Annotated in this window: 21 protein-coding genes; 8 read left to right on the top strand and 13 right to left on the bottom strand. The window is 74.5% G+C overall.

The annotated features are described in order from the left end of the window. Positions 1-28: 28 nt before the first annotated feature. Both OYE22_RS15350 and OYE22_RS15345 read right to left on the bottom strand, forming a co-directional pair. The gene (locus OYE22_RS15350; RefSeq protein WP_277324142.1) at positions 29-988 is read right to left on the bottom strand and encodes an endonuclease/exonuclease/phosphatase family protein; all 960 of its coding nucleotides are present in this window, start codon (positions 986-988) and stop codon (positions 29-31) included. A gap of 501 nt (positions 989-1,489) precedes the next feature. Next, positions 1,490-2,602 carry a CAP domain-containing protein gene (locus OYE22_RS15345; RefSeq protein WP_277320942.1) on the bottom strand — a complete coding sequence of 371 codons (1,113 nt, stop codon included), beginning with the start codon at positions 2,600-2,602 and terminating at the stop codon, positions 1,490-1,492. Between the two features lie 592 nt (positions 2,603-3,194). On the opposite strand from OYE22_RS15345, the gene OYE22_RS15340 reads away from it, so the two are divergent. Further along, positions 3,195-3,605, top strand: coding sequence for a hypothetical protein (locus OYE22_RS15340; protein ID WP_277320941.1), 411 nt, complete (start codon positions 3,195-3,197; stop codon positions 3,603-3,605). A 202-nt stretch (positions 3,606-3,807) separates the two neighbouring features. Here OYE22_RS15340 and OYE22_RS15335 read toward each other — a convergent pair whose 3' ends face one another. Beyond that, positions 3,808-4,731: a LysR family transcriptional regulator gene (locus tag OYE22_RS15335; protein WP_277320940.1), complete on the bottom strand. Its 924-nt coding sequence runs from the start codon at positions 4,729-4,731 to the stop codon at positions 3,808-3,810. A gap of 74 nt (positions 4,732-4,805) precedes the next feature. Here OYE22_RS15335 and OYE22_RS15330 point away from each other — a divergent pair, with 74 nt between their 5' ends. The 5 genes from OYE22_RS15330 (at position 4,806) to OYE22_RS15310 (ending at position 9,330) form a co-directional block, all read left to right on the top strand. After that, positions 4,806-5,114, top strand: a complete 309-nt coding sequence (locus OYE22_RS15330; RefSeq protein ID WP_277320939.1) for a hypothetical protein — start codon at positions 4,806-4,808, stop codon at positions 5,112-5,114. Positions 5,115-5,709: 595 nt separating this feature from the next. Continuing rightward, complete coding sequence (locus OYE22_RS15325) at positions 5,710-6,774, top strand: ATP-binding cassette domain-containing protein (protein ID WP_277320938.1); 1,065 nt, start codon at positions 5,710-5,712, stop codon at positions 6,772-6,774. Next, positions 6,771-7,643, top strand: coding sequence for an ABC transporter permease (locus tag OYE22_RS15320; protein WP_277320936.1), 873 nt, complete (start codon positions 6,771-6,773; stop codon positions 7,641-7,643). The genes OYE22_RS15325 and OYE22_RS15320 overlap by 4 nt, the downstream gene beginning before the upstream one ends. 230 nt (positions 7,644-7,873) lie before the next feature. Then, on the top strand, positions 7,874-8,659 hold the full coding sequence (locus OYE22_RS15315) for a VOC family protein (RefSeq protein WP_277320935.1): 786 nt from the start codon (positions 7,874-7,876) through the stop codon (positions 8,657-8,659). Between the two features lie 122 nt (positions 8,660-8,781). Continuing rightward, on the top strand, positions 8,782-9,330 hold the full coding sequence (locus OYE22_RS15310) for a hypothetical protein (RefSeq protein ID WP_277320934.1): 549 nt from the start codon (positions 8,782-8,784) through the stop codon (positions 9,328-9,330). A 190-nt stretch (positions 9,331-9,520) separates the two neighbouring features. Here OYE22_RS15310 and OYE22_RS15305 read toward each other — a convergent pair whose 3' ends face one another. Together OYE22_RS15305 and OYE22_RS15300 are read right to left on the bottom strand one after the other, a co-directional pair. Continuing rightward, the gene (locus tag OYE22_RS15305) at positions 9,521-10,192 is read right to left on the bottom strand and encodes a class I SAM-dependent methyltransferase (RefSeq protein WP_277320933.1); all 672 of its coding nucleotides are present in this window, start codon (positions 10,190-10,192) and stop codon (positions 9,521-9,523) included. Positions 10,193-10,624: 432 nt separating this feature from the next. Further along, positions 10,625-12,958 carry a heavy metal translocating P-type ATPase gene (locus OYE22_RS15300; protein WP_277320932.1) on the bottom strand — a complete coding sequence of 778 codons (2,334 nt, stop codon included), beginning with the start codon at positions 12,956-12,958 and terminating at the stop codon, positions 10,625-10,627. A gap of 287 nt (positions 12,959-13,245) precedes the next feature. On the opposite strand from OYE22_RS15300, the gene OYE22_RS15295 reads away from it, so the two are divergent. Next, a complete protein-coding gene (locus OYE22_RS15295; protein WP_277320931.1) occupies positions 13,246-13,458 on the top strand; it encodes a hypothetical protein in 213 nt (70 codons plus the stop codon). Between the two features lie 449 nt (positions 13,459-13,907). On the opposite strand, the gene OYE22_RS15290 is transcribed toward OYE22_RS15295, so the two are convergent. The 8 genes from OYE22_RS15290 to OYE22_RS15255 all read right to left on the bottom strand — a co-directional run bounded on the left by OYE22_RS15290 (position 13,908) and on the right by OYE22_RS15255 (position 20,983). After that, complete coding sequence (locus tag OYE22_RS15290) at positions 13,908-15,326, bottom strand: response regulator (protein ID WP_277320930.1); 1,419 nt, start codon at positions 15,324-15,326, stop codon at positions 13,908-13,910. Between the two features lie 217 nt (positions 15,327-15,543). Beyond that, positions 15,544-16,395: a class I SAM-dependent methyltransferase gene (locus OYE22_RS15285; protein WP_277320929.1), complete on the bottom strand. Its 852-nt coding sequence runs from the start codon at positions 16,393-16,395 to the stop codon at positions 15,544-15,546. A gap of 127 nt (positions 16,396-16,522) precedes the next feature. Beyond that, on the bottom strand, positions 16,523-17,149 hold the full coding sequence (locus OYE22_RS15280; protein WP_277320928.1) for a dihydrofolate reductase family protein: 627 nt from the start codon (positions 17,147-17,149) through the stop codon (positions 16,523-16,525). After that, entirely contained in the window at positions 17,146-17,772 is a 627-nt protein-coding gene (locus tag OYE22_RS15275) for an SRPBCC domain-containing protein (protein ID WP_277320927.1), read from the bottom strand. Before OYE22_RS15275 ends, OYE22_RS15280 begins: the two co-directional genes overlap by 4 nt. Continuing rightward, the gene (locus OYE22_RS15270) at positions 17,769-18,107 is read right to left on the bottom strand and encodes a metalloregulator ArsR/SmtB family transcription factor (RefSeq protein WP_277320926.1); all 339 of its coding nucleotides are present in this window, start codon (positions 18,105-18,107) and stop codon (positions 17,769-17,771) included. The genes OYE22_RS15275 and OYE22_RS15270 overlap by 4 nt, the downstream gene beginning before the upstream one ends. 105 nt (positions 18,108-18,212) lie before the next feature. Then, positions 18,213-19,574 (bottom strand): wax ester/triacylglycerol synthase domain-containing protein, encoded by a 1,362-nt coding sequence (locus tag OYE22_RS15265; protein ID WP_277320925.1) that lies wholly within the window; start codon positions 19,572-19,574, stop codon positions 18,213-18,215. Between the two features lie 171 nt (positions 19,575-19,745). Further along, positions 19,746-20,495, bottom strand: a complete 750-nt coding sequence (locus OYE22_RS15260) for a class I SAM-dependent methyltransferase (protein WP_277320924.1) — start codon at positions 20,493-20,495, stop codon at positions 19,746-19,748. A gap of 218 nt (positions 20,496-20,713) precedes the next feature. Beyond that, entirely contained in the window at positions 20,714-20,983 is a 270-nt protein-coding gene (locus OYE22_RS15255) for a hypothetical protein (protein WP_277320923.1), read from the bottom strand. A 314-nt stretch (positions 20,984-21,297) separates the two neighbouring features. Here OYE22_RS15255 and OYE22_RS15250 point away from each other — a divergent pair, with 314 nt between their 5' ends. Then, on the top strand, positions 21,298-21,891 hold the full coding sequence (locus OYE22_RS15250; RefSeq protein ID WP_277320922.1) for an XRE family transcriptional regulator: 594 nt from the start codon (positions 21,298-21,300) through the stop codon (positions 21,889-21,891). The last annotated feature ends 149 nt before the right edge of the window (positions 21,892-22,040 follow it).

The raw sequence follows: 22,040 nt of genomic DNA, 5'->3' as shown, positions 1-22,040 counted from the left end.
GCACCCCGGCACCCCGGCACGTCAGCCGCTAGCCGTGCAGTTCCAGGTCGACGAGGAGCGCCCGGTGGTCGGTGTGCGGCAGGTCCACGAAGCGGGCCGTACGGGCCGACCACGCGTCGCTGACCAGCACGTGGTCGATCTGCGCGCCCAGCAGCGGGGTCGTCAGGGTGGGCCAGGACGGCGTGCGCGAGACGCCCGCGAGCCGGGCGCTGTCCCGCAGGCCGGTGTCGAGGAGGCGGCGGAAGGCCGCGTGGTCCTGGGTGGCGTTGAAGTCGCCGGCGATCAGGGTGGGGGCGTCGCCGCGCCGCTCGGCGTACGAGCGCAGCCGGCCCAGCTCCGTGCGCCAGACGTCCAGCTCGCCGGGCTTTGGCGGCATCGGGTGCGCGACCTGCACCCGTACCCACTGCCCGGCGATCAGCGCCCGCGCGCCGGGCATCGCGAGCGAGCCCGGCACCCCGGCCTCGTTCCGCAGCGGGTACACGCTCAGGATCGCGGAGCCCTCCGCCGGCCCGCCGGCCGCGATGTTGCGGTACGGGTACGCCGCGCGCAGCGCGGGCGCCTCCAGCGCCGCCACGCACCGGTGGTCGCACTCCTGGACCGCGACCAGGTCCGGCCGCTCCCGCCGCAACGCGGCCAGCAGTCCGTCGGTGGCCTGGCCGTACTCCAGGTTGGCGGAGAGCACGCGCGGCCGGGCGACGACGGGCCCGCTCGGCCCGCCGGCCCCGGCGCCCTCGTACGGCTGGAGGAACCAGCCCGTCGCGAGGAGTACGGCCAACGCCCACGCGCAGCCGAGCGGCCACCGGGCCAGCGCCGCGAGGAGGAGGCCGAGCGCGGCGGGCAGCAGCAGCCAGGGCAGGAACGCGAGTAGTTGCGGGACGGGCGTGAAGCCGTCCGCGTCGGCGGCCCGGTGCCCGAGCACCACGCTGACCAGCGCGAGCAGCAGCGCGGCACACCCCGCGAGCACCCACCGGCCCACCCCCTGGGGCAGCCGCCCCGCGCCCCGGAGGCCCCGCGCCAACCAGGCCCGCGCCAACCAGGCCCGCGCCTGCCACGCCCCCGTCGCGGTCCGCGTAGCCGCCTCCTCCCGGGCCTCGGCGGTCGCGCCCCGGGACGTCGCGTCCGCCGTCCCGCCCGTACGGTTGGCACCGCGCGCGGCGTGCGCGCCGCCCTCGGCGCCGCCCGGCTGCGGCTGGTCGGCGACTGCGTCCCGGCTGTCCACGCTGTGGCCCTTCGTCGGCGGATGGACGGGCCGCCGCACCGTACGCGCCGCCGCCCTCGCCCCGATCCTCCTACACCGCTCCGGTGCCGGGATCATCCGTCTCCGGTGCCGGGCCGGCCCGCCCCGCGCCCACCGCGACTCCCGCGACCACGGGAAGGGGACGGGGGCCGGCTGGCGGAGTCGGCTGGCGGTGGGCGGTGGGCGGCCCGGTCAGCGGGCCGTCGTGCGGAGCCGCCGCTCCAGCTCGGGGGTCAGCGGGGCGGGGGCGGGTCAGCGGCCCGTCGCGAACACCTGTGTCCACCAGGGCCCGCCCGAGTCCTGGTCGACGCCTATGCCCATGTCGCGGAACGAGCAGTTCAGGATGTTGGCGCGGTGCCCGGGGCTCTTCATCCACGCGTCCACGACCGCGTCGGCGTCCGCCTGGCCACGGGCGATGTTCTCGCCGACGCTGGACCAGGCGTACCCGGAGCGCGTGACGCGGTCGCCGACCGTCGAGCCGTCGGGCCCGGTGTGGGACAGGTTCCGCGTGTCGGCCATGACGCCCGCGTAGGTGTCGGCGACCCGGTTGAGGGTGCCGTTCGCGGCCAGCGGCCGGCAACCCGCCTCCGCCCGCTCCTCGTTGACCAGCGCCAACACCTCGGCCGTGGTGCCGCCACGGCCCGCGTCGCGCGGGCCCTGGCCCTCGCGCCGGGCGCCCGCGTCGGAGCCCGGCCGGGTGGCCGGGCCGGGGCGGGACTTGCCGACGGTGCCGCCGGCCGGGCCGTCGGCCGTCTTGTCGTTCGCGGCGTCGTTCGCGGTGTCGTTCGCGTCGTCGGCGGAGCCGTCGCGCGCCGACCCGTCGCCGGCCGCGCTCCCGGGCCGGTCGGCGTCGCCCCGTGGCCCCGCGGAACGCGAACTCCGCTCGCGCTCGGCCTTTTTGGCGGCGTCGGACGACGGCCGCGCGCTCTTCGACGGGCTCGGTCCGGGCGTCCCGGGCGTGCGGTCCGCACCGTCCGGGGTGCGCGACGCGTCCGGGCTCGCGCTCTCGACGATATGGACCCGGTCGACCTGGCCCGTCCCGTCGGCCACGGAACGGTCGCCCGCCCCGGAACCGTCGAGGGCGACGTACGCCGTGCCGCCGCCACCCGCGACCAGCGCCGCGACGGCCAACGGAACCCAGACCGGCCGCCGCTTGGCCCGGCCCCGGTGGCCGCGCCGCGCCCGGTGCGAGCGCCGCGCACCGACGACGCCCGCGTCGTGGGAAGCGTCATTGGCGTCAACGGGGCCGGTGGTACCGGTGGGTTCGGCGGGGTCGGTGGTGTGGGCGGCGGACTGGTGGACGGACTGGGGGGTGTTCGGTGCGGGCCGCGTGGGTCTGGAAGAGGTGCGGCGTCGTGCGCTCATGAGTTCGGGTCCTCCATGGGGGGTCGCACAAAGATTTCATACGAAGTGCCCGCGGTCACCCGTACGGGTGAGTGGTGCGCACCGCGCATGGCCCGTACAAATCCGCTTATCTGCCGAGGTTTTCCGTTCTTCGGCGCATGCCCGTCGGGGTGCGGCAGGCCCCGTTGTCGGGCCCGGCCGCCGGGGTCGGTTCCCGCCGTCCGGCCGCCCTTCCCTCGCGCGCGTCGTCCTCGCGCCCGCCCGGCCTCCCCCGCACGGGCTCTCTCCGTGGTCTTCCCCGCTCGGCCGCCGCCGTCCCCCGCCGCGTGCCGGGCCGTCCCCGCGCATGCTGGCGCGGGTGGCTCGCGCGGCCCGGCCGTGTGCCGTCGCACATCGCCGTGCGGGGGCCTTGATGCGCGGGCGCGGCATGTGGTTACTTACGAGTAAGAAGAGGTCTGTGCGGGCGCTGAGGTTCGGGCGCGCGGCGCGGACGGCCACCTTCCGTCGGGCGCCCGCATGCCGCGCCGCGCGCCGGGCGGGCGCGCCGTCGCGGCTCCGTGGGCCGGTGGCGCCGGCACCGACCCCGTGGCCCGCTCACCCGCTGGAGCCCCCGATGGCAGCCACCCGCCCCACCGCTTCGCGCCGCACCGATCCGTGCCGCACCGCCCGCGCGCTGGCCGGCCTGCTCGCCGGCGCCGGGGTCGCGCACTTCGCGGTGCCGCGCCCGTTCGACGCGATCGTGCCGCGCGCCCTGCCGGGCAGCCCCCGCACCTGGACACACGTGAGCGGCGCGGCCGAACTCGCGCTCGCGGCCTGCGTCGCCCTGCCACGCACCCGCCGCGTCGGCGCCCTGGCCACGGCCGGCTTCCTCGCCGCCGTCTACCCCGCCAACGTCAAGATGGCCCGCGACTGGCGCCACCGCCCAGCCCCGCTCCGGGCCCTCGCGTACGGCCGGCTGCCACTCCAACTGCCGCTGGTGGGATGGGCGTTGTACGTGGCGAAGCGGGCCGAGGGGCGAGGCTGAGGCGCTCGGGGCGCGCGGGCCCGCCCGACGGGGTTCGCCTGACGGCGTTCGGCCGACGGGGTTCGGCCGACGGAGTTCGCCTGGCGGGGGCCGGCTGGGTGGGTGACGGGCGCCTCCGGGGTGGGCTCGGCCGGGTGGGTGACCGGTGCGTCTGGGGGTGGGCTCGGCCGGGTGGGTGACGGGGTGGCGCCCCGGTGGCGGGTTACGGGCGCGTGCGGTCGAGCCGGCGTGCGATGACGGCCTGTTCCTGGAGCGCGGTCAGGGCGCGGGCGATGACCGGTTGCTGCCGGCTGCCGCTGCGCACGCAGGTGAGCACCCGGCGGCAGGGCGGCGGGTCGCCGCGTACCGGTACCCGGGTGACGCCGGGGTGCGCGGTCAGCGGGACCAGCCGGGGCACCAGGCAGACGCCGAGACCGTGCGCGATCAGGGCCAGGACCGAGGACCAGTCCCCGGCGTGGTGGTCGGTCCGGGGCGCGAACCCGGCCGCCCCGCACAGCGACTCGATCAGCCGGTGCTGGTCGTGGTGGGGCGCGATCCAGGTCTCGGCCGCCGTCTGCGGCAGGTCGACCACGTCGAGGCCGGCCAGCGGGTGGTCGAGCGGCACCACGAGGTCCTGCTGGTCGTCCATGAGCGGCTGCTGGTCGAAGCGCGGGTCGTCCACGGGCGGGCTGTCGGGCAGCGGCGTCAGTACGGCGATGTCGATCCGCCCGGACAGCAACTGCTGGTAGCACGCGCCGGTGTCGGTCTCGGTGACCCGCACGCGCAGCGGCGGCGCCGCGCGGTGCAGCGCGCTGGCGGCCGGCGCGAGGAGGGCCCCGAACGCGGTCGCGAAGCCGCCGATGTGCAGGGTCGTGTGCTGGTTGCCCTCCTCGTCGGCCAGATCGGCCCGTATCCGCTCCCACTGCGCGAACAGGCCGTCGGCGTGCCGCAGCAACACCCGGCCGGCCGGGGTCAGTCGCAGCCTGCGCCCGTCGCGTACCAGCAGCGTCGCGCCCACCGCCTGCGAGAGCTGGCGAAGCTGCTGGGAGACGGCGGAGGGGGAGAGGCTCAGCGCCCGGGCGGTGGCCGTGACCGTGCCCTGGGCGTGCAACACGCGCAGGGCTTGCAGGAGCCGCAAGTCAACCATGCGGAAATTCAACACGGTTCCATGCTCAAACTTGCGATGGACGCGCACGAGGGTGTGGGCGGAGCCTGGGGCGCATGGAGATCCCAGGCGAGCAGACGCACGGTAGCGACCCCGAACGGTCGTACCTCGACGCGACGGACCCCGCTTCGGCGCCCGAACTCGGCGCGGCCCCCGGCGCCGGCACCGGCCGGTGTGCCGACTGCGGCTGGCCGCTGGCCGAGCCGGTGCGGGTGGTGTCCCGGCACCGGACCACGGAGGGCGTGGTGGTGTACGCGCGGTGCGTCTGTGGGCGGCTGCGGGTGTGGGTCGAGCCGCGCGGCGGGGCGGCGCGGCGGCTGGTGATCGGCGGTACGGACGCGCCGCTGCCCTGTGGCGGGGAGTGAGCCGGGCGTAGGCGGGGCCGGCGGGTGCCGGGGCGGGTGCGAGGGGTGGGGTCGGCGGGCGTGGGCGAGGGCGTGAGAGGCGGGTCCGGGGTGGGCGGACCCGTCGGGGCGAGCGGGAGGGGCCGGGGTGGCCGGGCCCGTCGGGCGAGCGGACGGAAAGCCTCAACGACCCTTGTGACCTGGGCAGTTACATGATCGACAGGGCGTTGTCAGACCCCCGTACTACAGTCGTCGGCACTAGAACACCAGAGCGGATGTCATCCCACGACCGCCAGGCCACCCCCGGCGGTCCGGAGGCGTTCGGGGGTGTCGGTGCGCACCGACACCGCCGCCGCGCCTCGCTGTCCCAGATCGCCACGTCACGCCGTCCCCACCCCCCAGCCCGGGTCCCGCGCCAGCCCGAACCTCCGGAATGGTCCGCGACCCTCCATAGCTATACGTAACTGACATGAATTGCCCAGAAAGGTCGGGAATCGCCCCCGTGCTCCTGCGGGGCACCAGGACCGGACCGTCCCGGCCCCCGACCGCCGTCGTACCCCGCTCCACCAGCCTCCCCCCAGCCCCGACGGAAGCCGCCCGTGCGAGAGGAAAGACCATGAGCAAACCCGGAGCCGACCTGGCGATCGAGACGTCCGGCCTGGTGAAAGTGTTCGGCGAGACCCGCGCCGTGGACGGCATCGACCTGGCCGTGCCGGCCGGCACGGTGTACGGGGTGCTCGGGCCCAACGGCGCGGGGAAGACCACCGCCGTGAAGATGCTGGCGACGCTGTTGCGCCCGGACGGCGGCGAGGCCCGGGTCTTCGGGCACGACGTGCTGCGCGAGGCCGACGCGGTGCGCAGCCGGGTCAGCCTCACCGGCCAGTACGCGTCGGTAGACGAGGACCTGACCGGCATGGAGAACCTGGTCCTGCTCGGGCGGCTGCTCGGTCACCGCAAGCCGGCGGCCAGGGACCGCGCCGCGCAGTTGCTGGCGGCGTTCGGGCTGTCCGAGGCGGCGGGCAAGCAGGTCAAGCACTACTCCGGTGGCATGCGGCGCAGGATCGACATCGCGGCGAGCATCCTCAACACCCCCGACCTGCTGTTCCTGGACGAACCGACCACCGGCCTCGACCCGCGCAGCCGCAACCAGGTCTGGGACATCGTGCGCGCCGTCGTCAGCCAGGGCGCCACGGTGCTGCTGACCACGCAGTACCTGGACGAGGCGGACCAACTCGCCTCCCGGATCGCCGTCATCGACAGAGGCCAGGTCATCGCCGAGGGCACCAAGGGAGAGCTGAAGGCGTCCGTGGGCGCCGGGTCGGTGCACGTACGGCTGCGCCACGCCCACCAGCGCCCGGAGGCGGAGCGGCTGCTCGCCCAACACCTGTCCGCACAGGTGCAGTTGGACCACGACCCGGTGGCGCTCACCGCCCGCGTCGGCCTCGCGGGCAACGGTGACGGGGCCACCGAGCAGGCGGCCCGGGCGCTGCACGAGCTGTCCAGCGCCGGCATCACGGTGGACAACTTCTCGCTCGGCCAGCCCAGCCTGGACGAGGTCTTCCTCGCCCTCACCGACCGCCCCGCGACCCGCCCCGACGGCCCGACCGACGAACCGACCGACGACGCCCGGGGCCAGGCCGGCTCCGGCGGCCCGACCCGCAAGGAAGGGGCGGCAGCATGAGCACCGCACCGACGACCGAGACCCGCCCCGCCCGCGCTGCGGGCGACGACGAACTCGCCCCGGTCACGGTCGAGAGCCTGACCGCCGTGCTGATCGCCAAGGAGCGTCCGCCCCGGCCCAGCGCCTGGTCCACGTCGCTGGCCTTCGGCTGGCGGGCCGTGCTCAAGATCAAGCACGTGCCGGAGCAACTCTTCGACGTCACCGCCTTCCCGATCATGATGGTGCTGATGTACACGTACCTCTTCGGCGGTGCGCTGGCCGGCTCCACCACGGACTACCTGCAGTTCCTGCTGCCGGGCATCCTCGTGATGAGCGTCGTCATGATCACGATGTACACCGGTGTCGCGGTCAACACCGACATCGAGAAGGGCGTCTTCGACCGCTTCCGCACGCTGCCCATCTGGCGACCGTCGGCCATGGTCGGCTACCTCCTCGGCGACCTCCTGCGGTACGCGATGGCGTCGGTCGTGATGCTGACCGTGGGCCTGATCCTCGGGTTCCGCCCGGACGGCGGAGTGGTCGGGGTGCTGGCGGGGATCGCGCTGCTGATGGTCTTCTCGTTCGCCTTCTCCTGGGTGTGGACCATGTTCGGGCTGCTGTTGCGGAGCGAGAAGTCCGTGATGGGCGTGAGCATGATGGTGCTCTTTCCGCTCACCTTCCTCAGCAACATCTTCGTGGACCCCAAGACCATGCCCGGCTGGCTCCAGGCGTTCGTCAACAACAGCCCGGTGACCCACCTCTCGTCGGCGGTCCGCGACCTGATGGACGGCGGCTGGCCCGCCGTGGAGATCGCCTGGTCGCTGGGGTGGTCCGGCGTGCTGGTGCTGATATTCGGCACGGTCACGATGCGGCTGTACAACCGCAAGTGAGGCCACACCCGCCGTAGCCGCCCGGCCCGCCCGGACCCGCGCCGGCCCCGCCCGGCGTGGGGCCCGCCCGGCGCGGGCCTGCCCGGCGGGTGCGCGGCCCCGCCCGGCGCGCTGGGCTGGCCGGACCGCGTCGAACGGCGCGCGGCGATGGTCGCTGCCATCCTGAGAGGACGGAGGGTGTGCGACCGCCCCGCGCGGCCACGCTCACACGACGTCGGAGGTCCAGCGACATGCTCACGACTCACTACGTGCCGGGCGCGCCGGTCTGGCTCGACCTCGGGGCGCCCGACACCGGGGCGGCCGCCGCGTTCTACGGCGGGGTCTTCGGCTGGGAGTTCCAGTCGGCCGGGCCCGACGCGGGCGGGTACGGGATGCTCCAACTCGACGGCAGGACCGTCGCCGGGCTCGGGCCGCTGATGGAGGAGGGCGCCAGCCCGGCCTGGACGGTGTACTTCCAGACGGCGGACGCGGAGGCCACGGCCCGCGCGGTCGAGCGCGCGGGCGGCACGGTCCGGCTGGAGCCGATGGACGTCTTCACGGCCGGCCGCCTGGCCCAGTTCACGGACCCGACGGGCGCCGACTTCGCCACCTGGCAGCCCGGCGACACCAGGGGCATTGACGCCGTCAACGTACCCAACACGCTGTGCTGGTCCGAGCTGCACACGACGGACGCGCAGGCCGCCGTCGACTTCTACCGGGAGGTGTTCGGCTGGGAGGCCGAGCGGACGCCGATGGCGGAGGTCGACTACACGGTCGTCGCGCCCCAGGGCGGCGGCCGGGACGCCGCGCACGGCGGCATCATGCAGTTCCCACCGCAGATCGAGGTGGGGGATCTGCGCTCGAAGTGGTACCCGTACTTCGAGGTCGAGGACTGCGACGTGGCCGTGGCCGCCGCCGTCCACCACGGCGGCACCGCCCTGACCGCCACGGACGACGCCCCGGGCCTGGGCCGGATGTCGATGGTCCTCGACCCGTTCGGAGCCCAGTTCGCGCTGATCACGAGCGAGGCGGGATAGGGCGGTCGGCCCCGGTCATCGAGTTGCGACCATTCGGGCCGCGGAGGAACGGGGCCGGGCTCCCGTCCGAGGGCTGGACACCACCCGGGTCCGTCGGGTGGGGCGGTGCCACGATGCTCGACATGGACGATGCCGACCTGACGCCTGCCGCCCGCGAGATCCAGCGCCGGTGGCGCGCTCGCGAGGCGCCCGACGGAGACTTCATCGTGTTCGCGGACGGCTCTCTTCACGTCATGGACCTCGTGCGACTGGTCCCGCACGATCAGACGGACAACCCGCGCGCCTATGAGTGGCATTGGTACGAGCGACTGCGTGCCACCGAGTGGACCGCCAACTACTGGGTGGATCTGGGCATGATGGCCACCCACACCCACGCCGGCAGCCGGGCCTGGGGAGGAGAGTCAATCGCCCACGGCAGCATCGGCTGGGTCGCGCTGGGCACGGACGAGCGGGCCCCTGGGGAACCAGAGAGCCCACATGCCGCACTCAGCCCCCCGGGCACCGTGGAGTGGCTCGCCATCTGCGACGACTCCAACCCGTTCGTGGCGGTCACCCTGGACGACACCACGCTGACCGCGACCAGTTCCCTGGGCCGCGTCTGGACGTTCCCGCGCGACGAGCCCCAGCAGGTGACGATCACCGAGGACCCGGACTACCCCTGGCGGCAGTAGCGGGCCGCCCGGCGCTCGCCACCCGTACCCCGCCACCGGCGCCTGCCATCTGCCCCGGCCCCCGGCACCGCCACCGGCAGCGACGCCCCGCCGGTCGCCCGATCCGCCCGCCGTCCCGCCCGCTCGCCCGCCGATCCGCCCGCCGTCCCACCCGCGCACCAGCACGGCGCGCGCGGTCAGGAGCGGGCGCTCACTCCTCCACCGTGGCCTCGAAGAGCGCGGTGCAGCCGTGCACCGTGAGGGTGAAGTCGCCGAAGCGGGCGCTGAGTTCGCGGCGGAGGTCCTGCAGGCTGTCGTGCCGGTTGTTGAAGTCCTTGCTGGCGTTGAGGCGGTTCATGGCGGCCCGCGCGGCCTTGGTGACGGGCACGCCCTGGGAGAGCACGGTGCTGCCGAAGACCTTGCCGCCGGGGCGTACGCACGCGGCGGCGTGGTCGAAGGCGACGCCCTTGTGGGCGAAGTCGCCCGGCACGCAGTGCAGCATGAGGTTCAGGGCCGCCGAGCCGTGCGACCGCTTGGGGAGCGGGAAGGGCTCCAACACGTTGCCCTGCGCCGTGGACACCTTGTACTGGGACAGGCGGCGCTTGACGTGCGTCAGACAGTGCGGGTTCATGTCGAGCAGCGTGATGCGCTGGTCGGCGCTCGGCATGGTGCATTTGCTCAGCAGGAAACCGGAGCCGACGCCGATGTCGAGGTGCTCGGCGGAGATGTTGCGGTTGTAGAGCCGCAGTAGTTCGTGGCGGGGGACCTTCCATAGCACCGGGCACGTGAATCCGTAGACGGTGAGGTCGTAGAACTTCAGGGTGGCGGGGTTGTACGCCTTCTGCCCCGCCACGACGTCCTCGGACGTGGGGATGATGGCCATGAGGCCCTCCTCGCGATCGTATGTGCGCCTTGCGGTGAAGCCGTCCCCGGCGTGCGCGGAAAGGGGGGGCGCGACGGGCGGGTCGGGCTTCTGTGGGAATGCGAAAAAGCGCGGCTGATGAGCTGGTGTACGGAAAAACGGCGACTGGGAAGGGAATGCGAAAAGAAGTGGGAAACGAAATGGAGAAGGGAATGGGAAACTGAATGGGAAACGGGTTCCCGTGGCTCGTTCAAGGGTAACGGCCCGTGTTGCGAGGATAACGGGAAGCAGTCGCACTGTCGCCTGCGCAATGAAATGCGGGTCATAAGATTAGCCGGCCGCTGGGCCGGGCAGTATCTGCCGTTCACGCGTCAGCGGGGCCGGGAGAGTTCCCGGCCCCGCTGACGGTGGGCCCAACGGTCGCGCGCGCCGCGCCGGCGCGCGCGGGGGCCGCTAGCTCGTCGCCCGGAAGCGGCGCAGCCGCAGGCTGTTGCCGACCACGAAGACCGACGAGAAGGCCATCGCGGCGCCGGCGATCATCGGGTTCAGCAGTCCGGCCGCGGCCAGCGGCAGCGCGGCGACGTTGTAGGCGAAGGCCCAGAACAGGTTGGACTGGATGGTGCGCAGGGTGCGCCGGGAGAGCCGGATGGCGTCCGCCGCGGCCCGCAGGTCGCCCCGTACCAGCGTCAGGTCGCCGGCCTCGATCGCGGCGTCGGTGCCGGTGCCCATCGCCAGGCCCAGGTCGGCCTGGGCGAGCGCGGCGGCGTCGTTGACGCCGTCGCCGACCATCGCCACCGAGCGGCCCTCGGCCTGGAGCCGCTTGACCACGTCCACCTTGTCCTCGGGCATGACCTCGGCGATCACCTCGTCGATGCCGACCTCGCGGGCCACGGAGCGGGCGACGGCGGTGTTGTCGCCAGTCAGCAGGATCGGGGTGAGGCCGAGGACGCGCAGCCGTGCGATGGCCTCCGCGCTGGTGTCCTTCACGGCGTCGGCCACCTCGAGGACGGCGCGGGCCCGCCCGTCCCAGGCCACCACGATGGCGGTCCGGCCGGCGGCCTCGGCGGCGGCCTTGGCCTCGGCGAGTTCGGCGGGCAGCTCCATGGCCCACTCGGCCAACAGCTTCTCCCGGCCGACGAGGACGGCGTGGCCGTCCACGACGCCCTGCACGCCGAGCCCGGGCACGTTGGCGAAGTCCTCCGGGGTGGGCAGCGGTCCGACGCGCTCGGCGGCGCCGGCGGCGACCGCCCGCGCGATGGGGTGCTCGGACGCGTGCTCCAGCGCGCCGGCCAGCCGCAGCGCCTCGTCCTCGTCGGTGCCGGCCGTCGTGTGAGTGGCGAGCAGGGTCATGGTGCCGGTGGTGACGGTGCCGGTCTTGTCCAGGACGACGGTGTCCACGCGCCGGGTGGTCTCCAGCACCTCGGGCCCCTTGATCAGGATGCCGAGCTGGGCGCCGCGCCCCGTACCGACCAGCAGCGCGGTCGGCGTGGCGAGGCCGAGGGCGCACGGGCAGGCGATGATCAGTACGGCCACGGCCGCGGTGAAGGCCGCGGTCAGGCCCGATCCGTTGCCGAGCCAGAAGCCCAGCGTGCCGACGGCGAGGGCGATGACGATGGGCACGAAGACCGCGGAGATCCGATCGGCGAGGCGCTGGGCGGCGGCCTTGCCGTTCTGCGCGTCCTCCACCAGCTTGGCCATCCGGGCGAGCTGGGTGTCGGCGCCGACCCGGGTGGCCCGTACGACCAGGCGTCCGCCCGCGTTGAGCGTGGCGCCGGTGACCGCGTCGCCGACGGCGACCTCGACCGGCACCGACTCGCCGGTCAGCATGGCCGCGTCCACGGCCGAGCTGCCCTCCACGACCACGCCGTCGGTGGCGATCTTCTCGCCGGGACGCACCACGAAGTGGTCACCGACCGCGAGGTCCTCGATGGCGACGCGCTCCTCGCGCTCGCCGCGCACTACGGTGACCTCCTTGGCGCCCAGCGAGATGAGCGCCCGCAGCGCGGCCCCCGCCTTGCGCTTGGAGCGGCCCTCGAAGTACCGCCCGGCCAGGATGAACGCCGTGACGCCGGCCGCCGCCTCCAGGTAGATGTTGCCGGAGCCGTCGGTGCGCTCGATGGTCAGCTCGAAGCCGTGCGTCATGCCGGGGGTGCCAGCGGTGCCGAAGAACAGGGCCCACACCGACCACAGGAACGCGGCCCCGGTGCCCACCGATATCAGCGTGTCCATGGTGGCCGCGCCGTGCCGGGCGTTGGTGAACGCGGCGCGGTGGAACGGCCAGGCGGCGTACGTCACGACGGGGGCGGCGAGGGTCAGCGAGAGCCACTGCCAGTTCTCGAACTGCCAGGCCGGCACCATCGCCATGGCGATCACCGGGATGGCGAGCACCACGGCGGTGATCAGCCGCTGGCGCAGCGGGGTGAGCGGGTCGGGCCCGCCGTCGCCGCCCTCGCCGCCGGTGCTCCCCGGGGCGCGTGCCGGCGCGGAGCCGGCCGCGGGGGCGCTGGCGTCGCGCCCCCCGGCGCCGTCGTCGGTCGCGGCGGGGCGCGGGCGAGCCGGGGCGGGCGGGGCGGCGGTGTACCCGGTGGCCTCCACCGTGCCGATCAGGTCGTCCACGGTGACCCCGTCGGCGTAGCTGACCTTGGCCTTCTCGGTGGCGTAGTTGACGGTGGCCGTCACGCCCTCGATGCGGTTCAGCTTCTTCTCGATCCGGGCGGCGCACGAGGCGCAGGTCATCCCGCCAATGGCGAGCTCAACCTCGGCCGGCTCAGTCACCGTGCTGGTCATCCCTTAGCTCCTCATTCCCGAGTTCCCGATCGGCGCGCGCCCGCTCGCTGGTCCGTACAGCGCACGCTGTCGCCGCCGTGGATCAATACCCCTAGGGGGTATCGCCCTGCCCTTCCAGGTATACCCCCCTGGAGTACGAGACGCAAGGGTGCGCGGACGCTTGACTATGTACCCCCCGGGGGTACCTTCAACAGGGTGGACGCCCGGTTCGGCAGCCACGCCGAGCGACTGAACACCGACAGAACACCGACCGCACACCGACTCAGAAGCGACCGAGGGAGCCCGTCATGCACACAGGTCTGAAGGTGGCCGCGTACGTCGTCGCGCTCGCCGCGACGTTCGGCACCGCGTACGGGGCGGGCACCGCCATCGACCCGGTGGCCGAGCCGAAGCCGGCCACCCACACCGAGCACGCGCCCCAGCACCCGTCCGGCCACCCGTCGGACCGCGAGGCCGGACAGGGCTCGGGGCACGAGTCCGGGCAGTCCCACCAGCGCTAGCCCGCGCCGCGCCCCTTTGGGTCGCGCGTCCGCAATTGCGGTGGGGCGGCGTGGAAAGCGTTCGCCGGCGAACCGACATTGGCTGGAACGGCACTCCGTAAATACGTACGGGGTCTCACTCCTACGTACCCCAGGGGCGCGCACTCACCCCCCTGGCGCCGTACCGCGCGCCCCACCCGTTCGTGCCCTGGCCCACCATTGCCCCCCGTCACCGCGCCGCCCCCCGCCGACCGTCACCGGACCACATTTCCGCCCGCTGCGCATTCCCGCTCGGACGTGGCTCCGCACGCCTGTCTTTCGGCGCTCTCTCCCTTCGGAAAATCACGGCCCCGGCATTCCCGCACTTTCGCGGCCCTCGTGCGCAAGCGAGGGCCATTCCCACGCGGTGAAAGAAAGAAGGCGCCGGAAAAGGAGAAACGCTGAGGCGGATGCCGAAGGGACGGGGTTTCTCAGGGGATGGGCCGGAAGTCGGAGAATCGGGAGTTCGGGAATCCGGTGTACGGGGTGGTGGCGTGGCGGGAGTAGTGGCGGCGCTCCAGGAAGATCTCGGTGAAGGTGGAGACCTTGGCCCGTAGCGCCCACGGGTCGACCGGCTTGGCGATGTAGTCGACGGCGCCCGCGGCGTAACCGCGTGAGGAGTGTTCGGGGTCGGCGCCCATGGCGGTGAGGAAGAGGAGGGGGATGTCGCGGTTGCGGGGACGGCGCTTGATCTGGGCCGCCGTCTCGTAGCCGTCCATCTCCGGCATCTGCACGTCGAGCAGGATGACCGCGAAGTCGTCGTGGTCGAGCAGGGCCCTCAGGGCCTCCCGCCCCGAGGTGGCCGCGACGAGTTCCTGTCCCAGGGTGGCGAGCACCGCCTCCATGGCCAGCAGGTTGTCGCGCTGGTCGTCGACGATGAGGATCTTCGGGCGCGGCCCCGCGCCCCGGGCCGCCGCGGCGGGCGGCGGCGGGTAGGCCGCCGCCGGGTGCTGGGCCGTCCTGCCGGCGGCGGCGGTGGTGGTCGTGGCCGCGCCAGCCCGACCGGCGGTGGCGGTGGCCCGACCGGCGGTGGCGGTGGCAGCCGTAGCGGCGGTTGCCGTGGTGGCGGTGGTGGCGGTCCGACCGGAGGTGTCGTGGGCGGTGGCGTACGGCGGGGCGTTGGTGAGGGCCGAGAGGCCGACCGACTCCGCCTCGTCGGCCTCGTCCGTCTCGCCGGAGGCCACGCCCTGCGCCTCCACGGCGGCGAGTTGCCGCTCCAGGAGCTGGCACCGGTCCTCGGCGAGCATGCCGCGGCGGCGTACCTCCTCCAACTCGTCGGTGAGACGGCGTACCTCCTGGCGCAACCGGTCCTGCTCGTGGAGGAGTTGTTCGCGGTCGTGGTCGGGGCAGGCCAACTCCTGTTCCAGCGTCTCGACCCGGGCCCGCTCCGCCGCCCACGCCGCCTCCAACTGGCCGAGCCGCACCTCCAGGTCGGCGATCCGGTGCTGGCGCTCAAGCAGCGCCCGGCCCAGCGCGTCCTCGGTCAGGGTGGCGCTGCGCGCCGCGCGGTCGGCGTCGGCGAGCTGGTTCTGCAACACCTCGACGGCGTGCCCGACCGAGCCGCTGGTGTGGATGGCGGCCCGGTGCCGCTCGCGGAGCAGTTCCACCGCGTCCGGCGTGGTGGGCACGGAGCGCGCCGCGGCCAGGTCGGTGAGCAGGTCGAGCACGAACTCCCACGGCGGTACGCGGGTGCCGCTGAGGTAGCGCGAGATGGTGCCGGGGTCGCGGTAGCGGCGGGCGGCGTAGCGGCGTACGGAGATTCCGAGGCCGGCGAACAGCTCGCGGAGCATGACGGCGAACTGCCGGCACTCGTCGCTCAGGTCGTCGGCCAGCGGGCGCAGTTCGCCCATGGTTTCCCCCTGCGGGTGTCCGGGGCCCCTCCCCGCCCCAAGCGGCGGTCGCGGCGCGCGCCGCCGAACCCACGCGCACAGCTTGGCGCAGGGCCCGGGCGTTGCACGGCGCGCACCGCCGGGCCGGCAACACCCGGCAACGGGCGCGCTGCCTGGCGCGTCCCGGCGCCCGGGCGCGAAGCCCGGACGCCGGCAAGTCGCCGTAGCGGTAACGGGGTTACGGCGTGGTACGCGCCCGCAGGGCGAACATCAGCGGGACCTTCGGGTCGTGGTCGGGCAGCCGCCACCAGCCGCCGTCGGCCGGCACCATGCCCGCGAAGCGCGGCCACGGCAGCAGCTCGGTCTCGCGCAGCACCTCGATGGCCAGGCCGGCGCCGAGCAGGGCGGTGACGATGTCACCGAGCCCGTGCCGCCACTCGTAGCAGGTGGTGGCCTCGGCGAGCGGCGGGCCGTCGGTGTACGTGTGGGCCACCTCGACCCGCAGCGGCCCACGGCCCCCCAGGTAGTCCTGGCGCAGTCGCAGGTGCTGCTCGCCCGGCTCGGGCACGGCGCCGAGCGACTGGAGCAGCGGGTGGAACTCCACCAGGTACAGGAACCCGCCCGGGCGCAGCAGGGCGGCCACGGTGCGGGCCCAGCGGGCGAGGTCGGGCAGGTAGCACAGGGCGCCCTTGCCGGTGTAGACGACGTCGAAGCGCCGCCCGTCGAGGGCTTCGACCGCGTCGTGCACGTCGGCCTCCACGTACGTCACCTCCCGGCCCGCGTCGCGCGCGATGCGCCGCGCCTCGGCCACGGCCGCGCCGGAGAAGTCGAGCCCGGTGGTGGTCGCGCCGCGTTCGGCGAACGCGAGGGTCTCGGTGCCCAGGTGGCACTGCAGGTGGAGGACGTCGCGGCCGGTGAGCTGGCCCAGGTCCGGCCATTCGAAGTCGGCGAACCAGTGGCCGCTGTCGCGGGCCTCGTTCAGGCCGTAGAACTCGCTGGCCACGTGGATGGGCGTGCGGGCGTCCCAGTTGTTGCGGTTGACGTGGATCATCTCGGCGACGTTGCTGGGTTCGTGTTCGTCGGCAGTCACGCGCCCTTTGTACGTGGCGATCGCGCGCCCCACTAGTGCGCCGCACGCCCCCTCACGCGCCGTACGGATCACACCGCCGCGCTGGCCGGGGACCTCCGGGCCTCCCCGGCGATGCGATCCGGGGCGGTCAGGTGAAGGCGGCGACGCCCTCGTACGTGCCCAGCGGCGCCTGGCCCGTCGTCTCGTACTCCAGGAGCAGCAGGCCGTTCGGCGTCGCCTCGTGGTGGACCAGGCGGAGGCCGGACGGGGCGCCGGGGCCGGTCAGCAGGCGCCGGCCGGTGCGCAGGACCGTGGGCGCGACGACGAGGCGGAGCGTGTCCACGAGGCCCGCAGCCAGCAGGGCGTCGCCCAGGCGGGCGCTGCCGTGGATCTGGAGTTCCCGGCCCGGTCGCGCCCTCAGCTCGGCGACCGCCTGGGCCGGGTCGCCCGTGAGCACGGTCGTGGGGTGCCAGCTCCCCTCGCTGAGGGTGTTCGACACGACGTACTTCGGCAGCGTGTTCATCCGCCCGGCGAACGGGTCGGCCGGGTCGGTGATCGCCGGCCAGTCGCGGGCGAACGCCTCGTAGGTGCGCCGGCCGAACAGCAGGCCGTCGGCGAGGTCGAGCCAGTCGGAGGCGCGCTGGACGAACGTCGCGTCCATGTGGGGTACGAGCCAGCCGCCGGCGGTGAACCCGTCGCTGGTGTCCTCGTCCGGCGAGCCGGGGCCCTGGCTGACGCCGTCGAGCGTGACGAACTCGGTGAGGCTGATCCTCATCGCGGGCCCCCGCTCTCCGGCGCCGTGCTCCCCGGCGCCGTACTCCGTTGACCGGTGCTCCGTGGGTCCGTACTCCGCGGACCGGTGCTCCGCGGGTCCGCGCCCTCGCTGAGCGCGGCCAACTGGCCGACGACCGTGCCCCAGCCGTCGGCGAAGCCCAACTTCTCGTGCAGGGCGCGGGCCTCCGGGTCGCCGTGCCGGACGACCAGCCGGTAGTCCGTGCCCTCCGGGTGGTCGCCGAAGGTGACGGTGGCGGTCATCGCGACCGGGACGGGGCGCGCGGGCCGCCAGGCGCCGTCGACCGCGTTGGTGAACACGATGCGCTCGCCCGGTTCGACGGCGAGGAAACAGGCGTCCAGGTGGGGGACGAACGCGCCCCCGTCGTCGCTCAGCCGCGTCACGAAGGCGCCGCCGGGCCGCAGCTCCAACCGGTCGACCCGGCAACGGGACGGAGCCGGGACCCACCACCGCTCAAGCCGGGACGGGTCGGCCCACGCGCTCCACACGGTGGCGCGCGGGGCGCGGATGACCCGCGCCAGCGCGAGGTCGAGATCGGGGTCGAGAGGGAGATCGAGAGCGGGATTGAGCGGGGGATCGAGCGGGGGATCGAGATCGGGGTTCACGGGCTGTTCTCCTCCGGGTTGGTGACGAACTCCTCCAGTCGGTCGGTGCGCTCCGCCCAGATCCGGCGCTGCTCCGCGAGCCAGTCGTCGACGAGGGCGAGCCGCTCGCGGCTGAGCACGCAGGTGCGCACCCGGCCGGTCTTGACCGTGCGTATGAGCCCGTTCGTCTCGAGGGTGCGTACGTGCTTCATGAACGAGGGGAGGGTCATCGGGAACTCGCTGGCGAGGTCGCCGACGCTCAGCGGACCGTGGCCGAGGCGCCTGATCACCGCGCGCCGGGTCGGGTCGGCGAGGGCGACGAGCACGCCGTCCAGCGGCGCCGAATACTGTGCCATGAGGCTAAGTATTGGGCCCGGCGATGGTAAGCGCAAGGGCTAAGTGTTGGGGTGGTGGCCGGCGGGCGTCGGTGTCCGGTGACCCGTGGCCGCGCCGGCATCGCCCTACGCCGGAGTCCCCGGCCGCGCGCCCCCCGCGCCTTCGACGGCCTCAGCGGCCCCTGCCACCCCGGCCTCCGCCCCGGCCGGGTCGGGGGAGAGGGCCCGCCGCCAGTGGCGGGCCAGGTCGGCGGCGCGGGGCAGTGCCGCGTCGTACACGACGCCGCACCGTACGACCCCGCCCGCGCGCGTGAACGAGACGTAGCCGAGCAGCCCGTCGTGCACGTCGTAGAACATGGACGCCCCGGTCAGCCGGGCGCCGAGACAGGTCAGTTCCTCGTCGGCGACGGTGACCGAACTGACCCCGACCGGCACGGCGTTCCTGACATAGCCCATCGCCCACTCGCCGGCCCGGTGCGGGGCCGCGCGCACGGCGAGCCGGCGCGCGTCGCGGGTTCCGGTACGGCGCACGGCGTCGGTCTGGCGGCGCACCCGGGCCGCGGCCTCACCGAGCCGGGTCGCCGACGACGGCAGCAGCAGCCGGTAGCCGACCACGTGGTTGCCCGGCGCGTACCGCTGGCCCGGGCCGCGCGTGGACATGGCCACCAGCACCGGCAGGTCGGGGCACGCGCCGGGGCCGCCGTCCTGCCGCCAGGCCCGCACCGCGCGCGCCAGGCCGGTCAGGCAGACGTCGTTGACGCTGGTCCGCCACGCGTCGGCGAGTTGGCGCAGCCGCGCCACGGGGACGTCCTGGCTGGTCCACGCGGTGCGGCCGGCGGGGTGGGCGCGCAGCGCGGGCCAGTCGCGGACGCGACCGAGTTGGCGTACGGCGTCCGACGCGGCCAGCAGCGCGCCGGCCGGCCTCGGCAGCCGCGCCGGGTACAGCGGCGGGCCGGCCGCCGCGGCGTCGCCGAGCAGGGCCAGCGCGGAGTGCGCGGCGCCCACCCCGTCCTGCACGGCGTGGTGCACCCGCAGCACCAGCCGAAACCCCCCACGCGCCCCCACGCGCCCTGCCGCGCCATCCCGCCCTGCCGCGCCATCCCGCTCCGCCGCGCCACCCCGCTCGGCTGCCCCGTCCAGCAGCCACAGGTCCCAGGGTGGGTGCTCGTCGCCCGGCAGCGGGTGGCTGAGCAGCGCGCTCGTCGCGTCGGCCAGCGCGTCGGGGCCGGCCAGGCCGGTGCGCCGGCGCACGTGCACGCCCGGGTCGAAGTCGGCCGTACGCGGGCGCCACCGGCGCGCCCGTCCGCCCGGGCGCAGCAGGTTCAGCGCGGGCAACCCGGCCGCGCGCCCGAGCACCCGCTCCGCCAGCGCGTCGGGGTCCGGCACGGGCCCGGCGAAGTCGAGGAAGAACCCGGTGGTCGGCTGGTGTTGACGGGCCAGCGCGAGGAAGGCCCGATCGATCGGCCCAATGGCGTGCTCGTCGGACACGTTCGTCCGCGACCTCTCTCCCGGCACCTTCGGCCTCCCTCGCGTCTCGGCTTCCCGGCCACGGCCGGCCCCGGACGGGTCCGGCCGGCCCCGGACGGGTCCGGCCGGCTCCGGACGGGTCCGGCGTCCGCCACGTACGTACCCGCCCCGCCGACGGCCGGGCACTCCCCACTACGGCTGGGCGACCAGCGCGAAGCGGTGACAGTGGGCGGCCAACGGCCGGCCCGCGCTCATCGTGGCGTGCAGGGCGCGCAGCGGCTCGGCGTACCGCTCCACGCTGAAGTCGGAGACGTGCCACGGGGTGATGCGCAGGAACAGCACCAGCGCCCCGATGTCGTGGAAGGCCGCCGGCAACCGAGCCTCGTCCTGCCAGGTCACGGTGAAGCCGGCGGCGGTGAGCTGGTCGGTGGCGGCGCCCAGGTCCCAGTCGGCGTAACCGTGCGCGGGCGCGCCGAGCGCCTCGTTGACCTCCGCGAGGTCCCCGCCGCCCACCTGCTGGGTGACGAACGTGCCGCCGGGCCGGAGCACGCGGCGGACCTCGTCAGGGTCGTACGACTCGTGCCGGCTGATCACCAGGTCGAACGAGGCGTCACCGAACGGCAGTTGATCGTCGTCGCCGACCTCGGCCACCTCGATCCCCAACGGTTCGAGCCGCTCGCGCGCCACCGGTACGTTGGGCGCGAACCCCTCGGTCGCCGCGGTCCGCGCGGGCAGCGGCGCCAGCGAGGCCAACACCTCACCACCGCCCGTCCCGAGATCGAGCAGCGCGCCCGCGCCCGGCAGGCGTTCGCGCACGAGCCGCGGATAGCTCCACGGCAGGTCGGCATCGCCCCGCTCGGCGTACCGCCCCCGGAACACCCCGAAGTCCCATCCCTCGAACGGTGTCGTCAACCCGTCGGCGACCAACTCGTCATACCCCACCGCGTCCCGCCCTCCCCGCTCCCGCGCCACGTCCCAGCCCACCCGTCCGCCCTGCCTGCCTGTCCGCGCCCCGGGTTCCGGGTTCCGGGTTCCGACGGTATACGGGCCGGGCCGGTGGGGGTGTGGGTGGGGCGGCAGGGCGGACGGGTGCCGTGGGTGTGCTCGGGGGTGCCTACTCCGGGGGCCGGGGGGCGGGCGGCACGGTCAGTGGGGCCGGGTCAGCCGCCGGGACGGGCGTCGGGAGCCCGGTCCAGGCTGATGGCCAGGCGGAGGCGCGGGTCGGTGGGGGCGTGCTGCCAGCGCACGTCGAGCACCTCGTACCGTCGGTCCGTGGCGAGCCAGTCGGCCGCCGCCTGGAACAGTTCGCCGGGGCGCGCGCCGCCGAACTCCACGGTGTTCCCGGCGTCGACGGTCACCCACAGACCCTCGTGCTCGTCGGTGAACACGCCCGCTCTGGAACGCAGTTCGTCGTTCAGGTCACTGTGCATGTGTGTCCCCCATCATCGGTCCGAGTGTCGCGTACGAGTCCGCCACGCGGGCCCGCCCGGTGATCGGTCGGGCGGTCGGGGCCCGCGTGCGGAGCCGCACGTCACGGTCTCCATCGAGTGCCCCGCGCCCGGCGGGTTCAAGCGTGGGAGCGGCGGGGCGGCTCCGGGATCGCGCCGGGCGAGAGGACGGCCGCCGGGCGGCGCCCGGGTCGGTTCCGGTGGGTGGCCGTGGAGCACGCGTGACCGGCCCCCGACGCGTGCGGCTTCGGCAAACACCGTTGCCGGTTCCGGGACGGGTGGGGTGCAATGGCGGTGTGGAACACTCACCCGCCATCGCCCAGGCCCTCACCGAGGTCGGTCCCCGGCTCAAGCGGCTGCGTACCGAGCGTGGCGTCACGCTGTCCGGGCTCGCGCAGGCCACCGGGATCTCCAAGAGCACGCTGTCCCGGCTCGAGTCGGGACAGCGTCGGCCGAGCCTGGAGTTGCTGCTGCCGATCGCGCAGGCCCACCAGGTCCCGCTGGACGAACTGGTCGGCGCGCCCGAGGTCGGCGACCCGCGGGTACGGCTCACGCCGCGCCGCGCGCACGGGAACACCGTGCTGCCGCTGACCCGGCAGCCCGGCCCGCTCCAGGCGTTCAAGATGGTCCTGCCCGCCAGCCGCAGCACGCCCAACGTGTGCACCCACGAGGGGTACGAGTGGCTGTACGTGCTGGCCGGGCGGCTGCGCCTGGTGCTGGCCGACCACGACCTGACGATGGGCGCGGGGGAGGCGGCCGAGTTCGACACCCGGCTGCCGCACTGGTTCGGCACCACCGGCGAGGGCCCCGTCGAGGTGCTGAGCATCTTCGGTCGGCAGGGCGAGCGCATGCACGTACGGGCCAAGCCCACCGCCCGCGCGAGCGGCTGACCTCGGCGCGGCGGGGCGGCGCCCCGTAGGTCTCTCTCGTACGGCCCGGCCAACCCCGTACACCGCACCCGCCCCGCACGCCGCACCCGCCCCGCGCGCGTATCCGCTGCCGGTCGGGGCCCGGGCCGCGCGCCACCGCCCCGCGCGCG

The organism is Streptomyces sp. 71268 (assembly GCF_029392895.1).
Lineage (GTDB): Bacteria > Actinomycetota > Actinomycetes > Streptomycetales > Streptomycetaceae > Streptomyces.
The sequence above is the reverse complement of the archived record's forward strand: the minus strand, read 5'-3'. Positions and strand labels throughout refer to the sequence as shown.

What these genes read in the sequence shown, in the direction of transcription:
- OYE22_RS15345 (WP_277320942.1), bottom strand. Translation starts at nt 2,602, where the DNA reads ATGAGCGCACGACGCCGCACCTCTTCCAGACCCACGCGGCCCGCACCG.
- OYE22_RS15340 (WP_277320941.1), top strand. Translation starts at nt 3,195, where the DNA reads ATGGCAGCCACCCGCCCCACCGCTTCGCGCCGCACCGATCCGTGCCGC.
- OYE22_RS15335 (WP_277320940.1), bottom strand. Translation starts at nt 4,731, where the DNA reads ATGGTTGACTTGCGGCTCCTGCAAGCCCTGCGCGTGTTGCACGCCCAG.
- OYE22_RS15330 (WP_277320939.1), top strand. Translation starts at nt 4,806, where the DNA reads ATGGAGATCCCAGGCGAGCAGACGCACGGTAGCGACCCCGAACGGTCG.
- OYE22_RS15325 (WP_277320938.1), top strand. Translation starts at nt 5,710, where the DNA reads ATGAGCAAACCCGGAGCCGACCTGGCGATCGAGACGTCCGGCCTGGTG.
- OYE22_RS15320 (WP_277320936.1), top strand. Translation starts at nt 6,771, where the DNA reads ATGAGCACCGCACCGACGACCGAGACCCGCCCCGCCCGCGCTGCGGGC.
- OYE22_RS15315 (WP_277320935.1), top strand. Translation starts at nt 7,874, where the DNA reads ATGCTCACGACTCACTACGTGCCGGGCGCGCCGGTCTGGCTCGACCTC.
- OYE22_RS15310 (WP_277320934.1), top strand. Translation starts at nt 8,782, where the DNA reads ATGGACGATGCCGACCTGACGCCTGCCGCCCGCGAGATCCAGCGCCGG.
- OYE22_RS15305 (WP_277320933.1), bottom strand. Translation starts at nt 10,192, where the DNA reads ATGGCCATCATCCCCACGTCCGAGGACGTCGTGGCGGGGCAGAAGGCG.
- OYE22_RS15300 (WP_277320932.1), bottom strand. Translation starts at nt 12,958, where the DNA reads ATGACCAGCACGGTGACTGAGCCGGCCGAGGTTGAGCTCGCCATTGGC.
- OYE22_RS15295 (WP_277320931.1), top strand. Translation starts at nt 13,246, where the DNA reads ATGCACACAGGTCTGAAGGTGGCCGCGTACGTCGTCGCGCTCGCCGCG.
- OYE22_RS15290 (WP_277320930.1), bottom strand. Translation starts at nt 15,326, where the DNA reads ATGGGCGAACTGCGCCCGCTGGCCGACGACCTGAGCGACGAGTGCCGG.
- OYE22_RS15280 (WP_277320928.1), bottom strand. Translation starts at nt 17,149, where the DNA reads ATGAGGATCAGCCTCACCGAGTTCGTCACGCTCGACGGCGTCAGCCAG.
- OYE22_RS15270 (WP_277320926.1), bottom strand. Translation starts at nt 18,107, where the DNA reads ATGGCACAGTATTCGGCGCCGCTGGACGGCGTGCTCGTCGCCCTCGCC.
- OYE22_RS15255 (WP_277320923.1), bottom strand. Translation starts at nt 20,983, where the DNA reads ATGCACAGTGACCTGAACGACGAACTGCGTTCCAGAGCGGGCGTGTTC.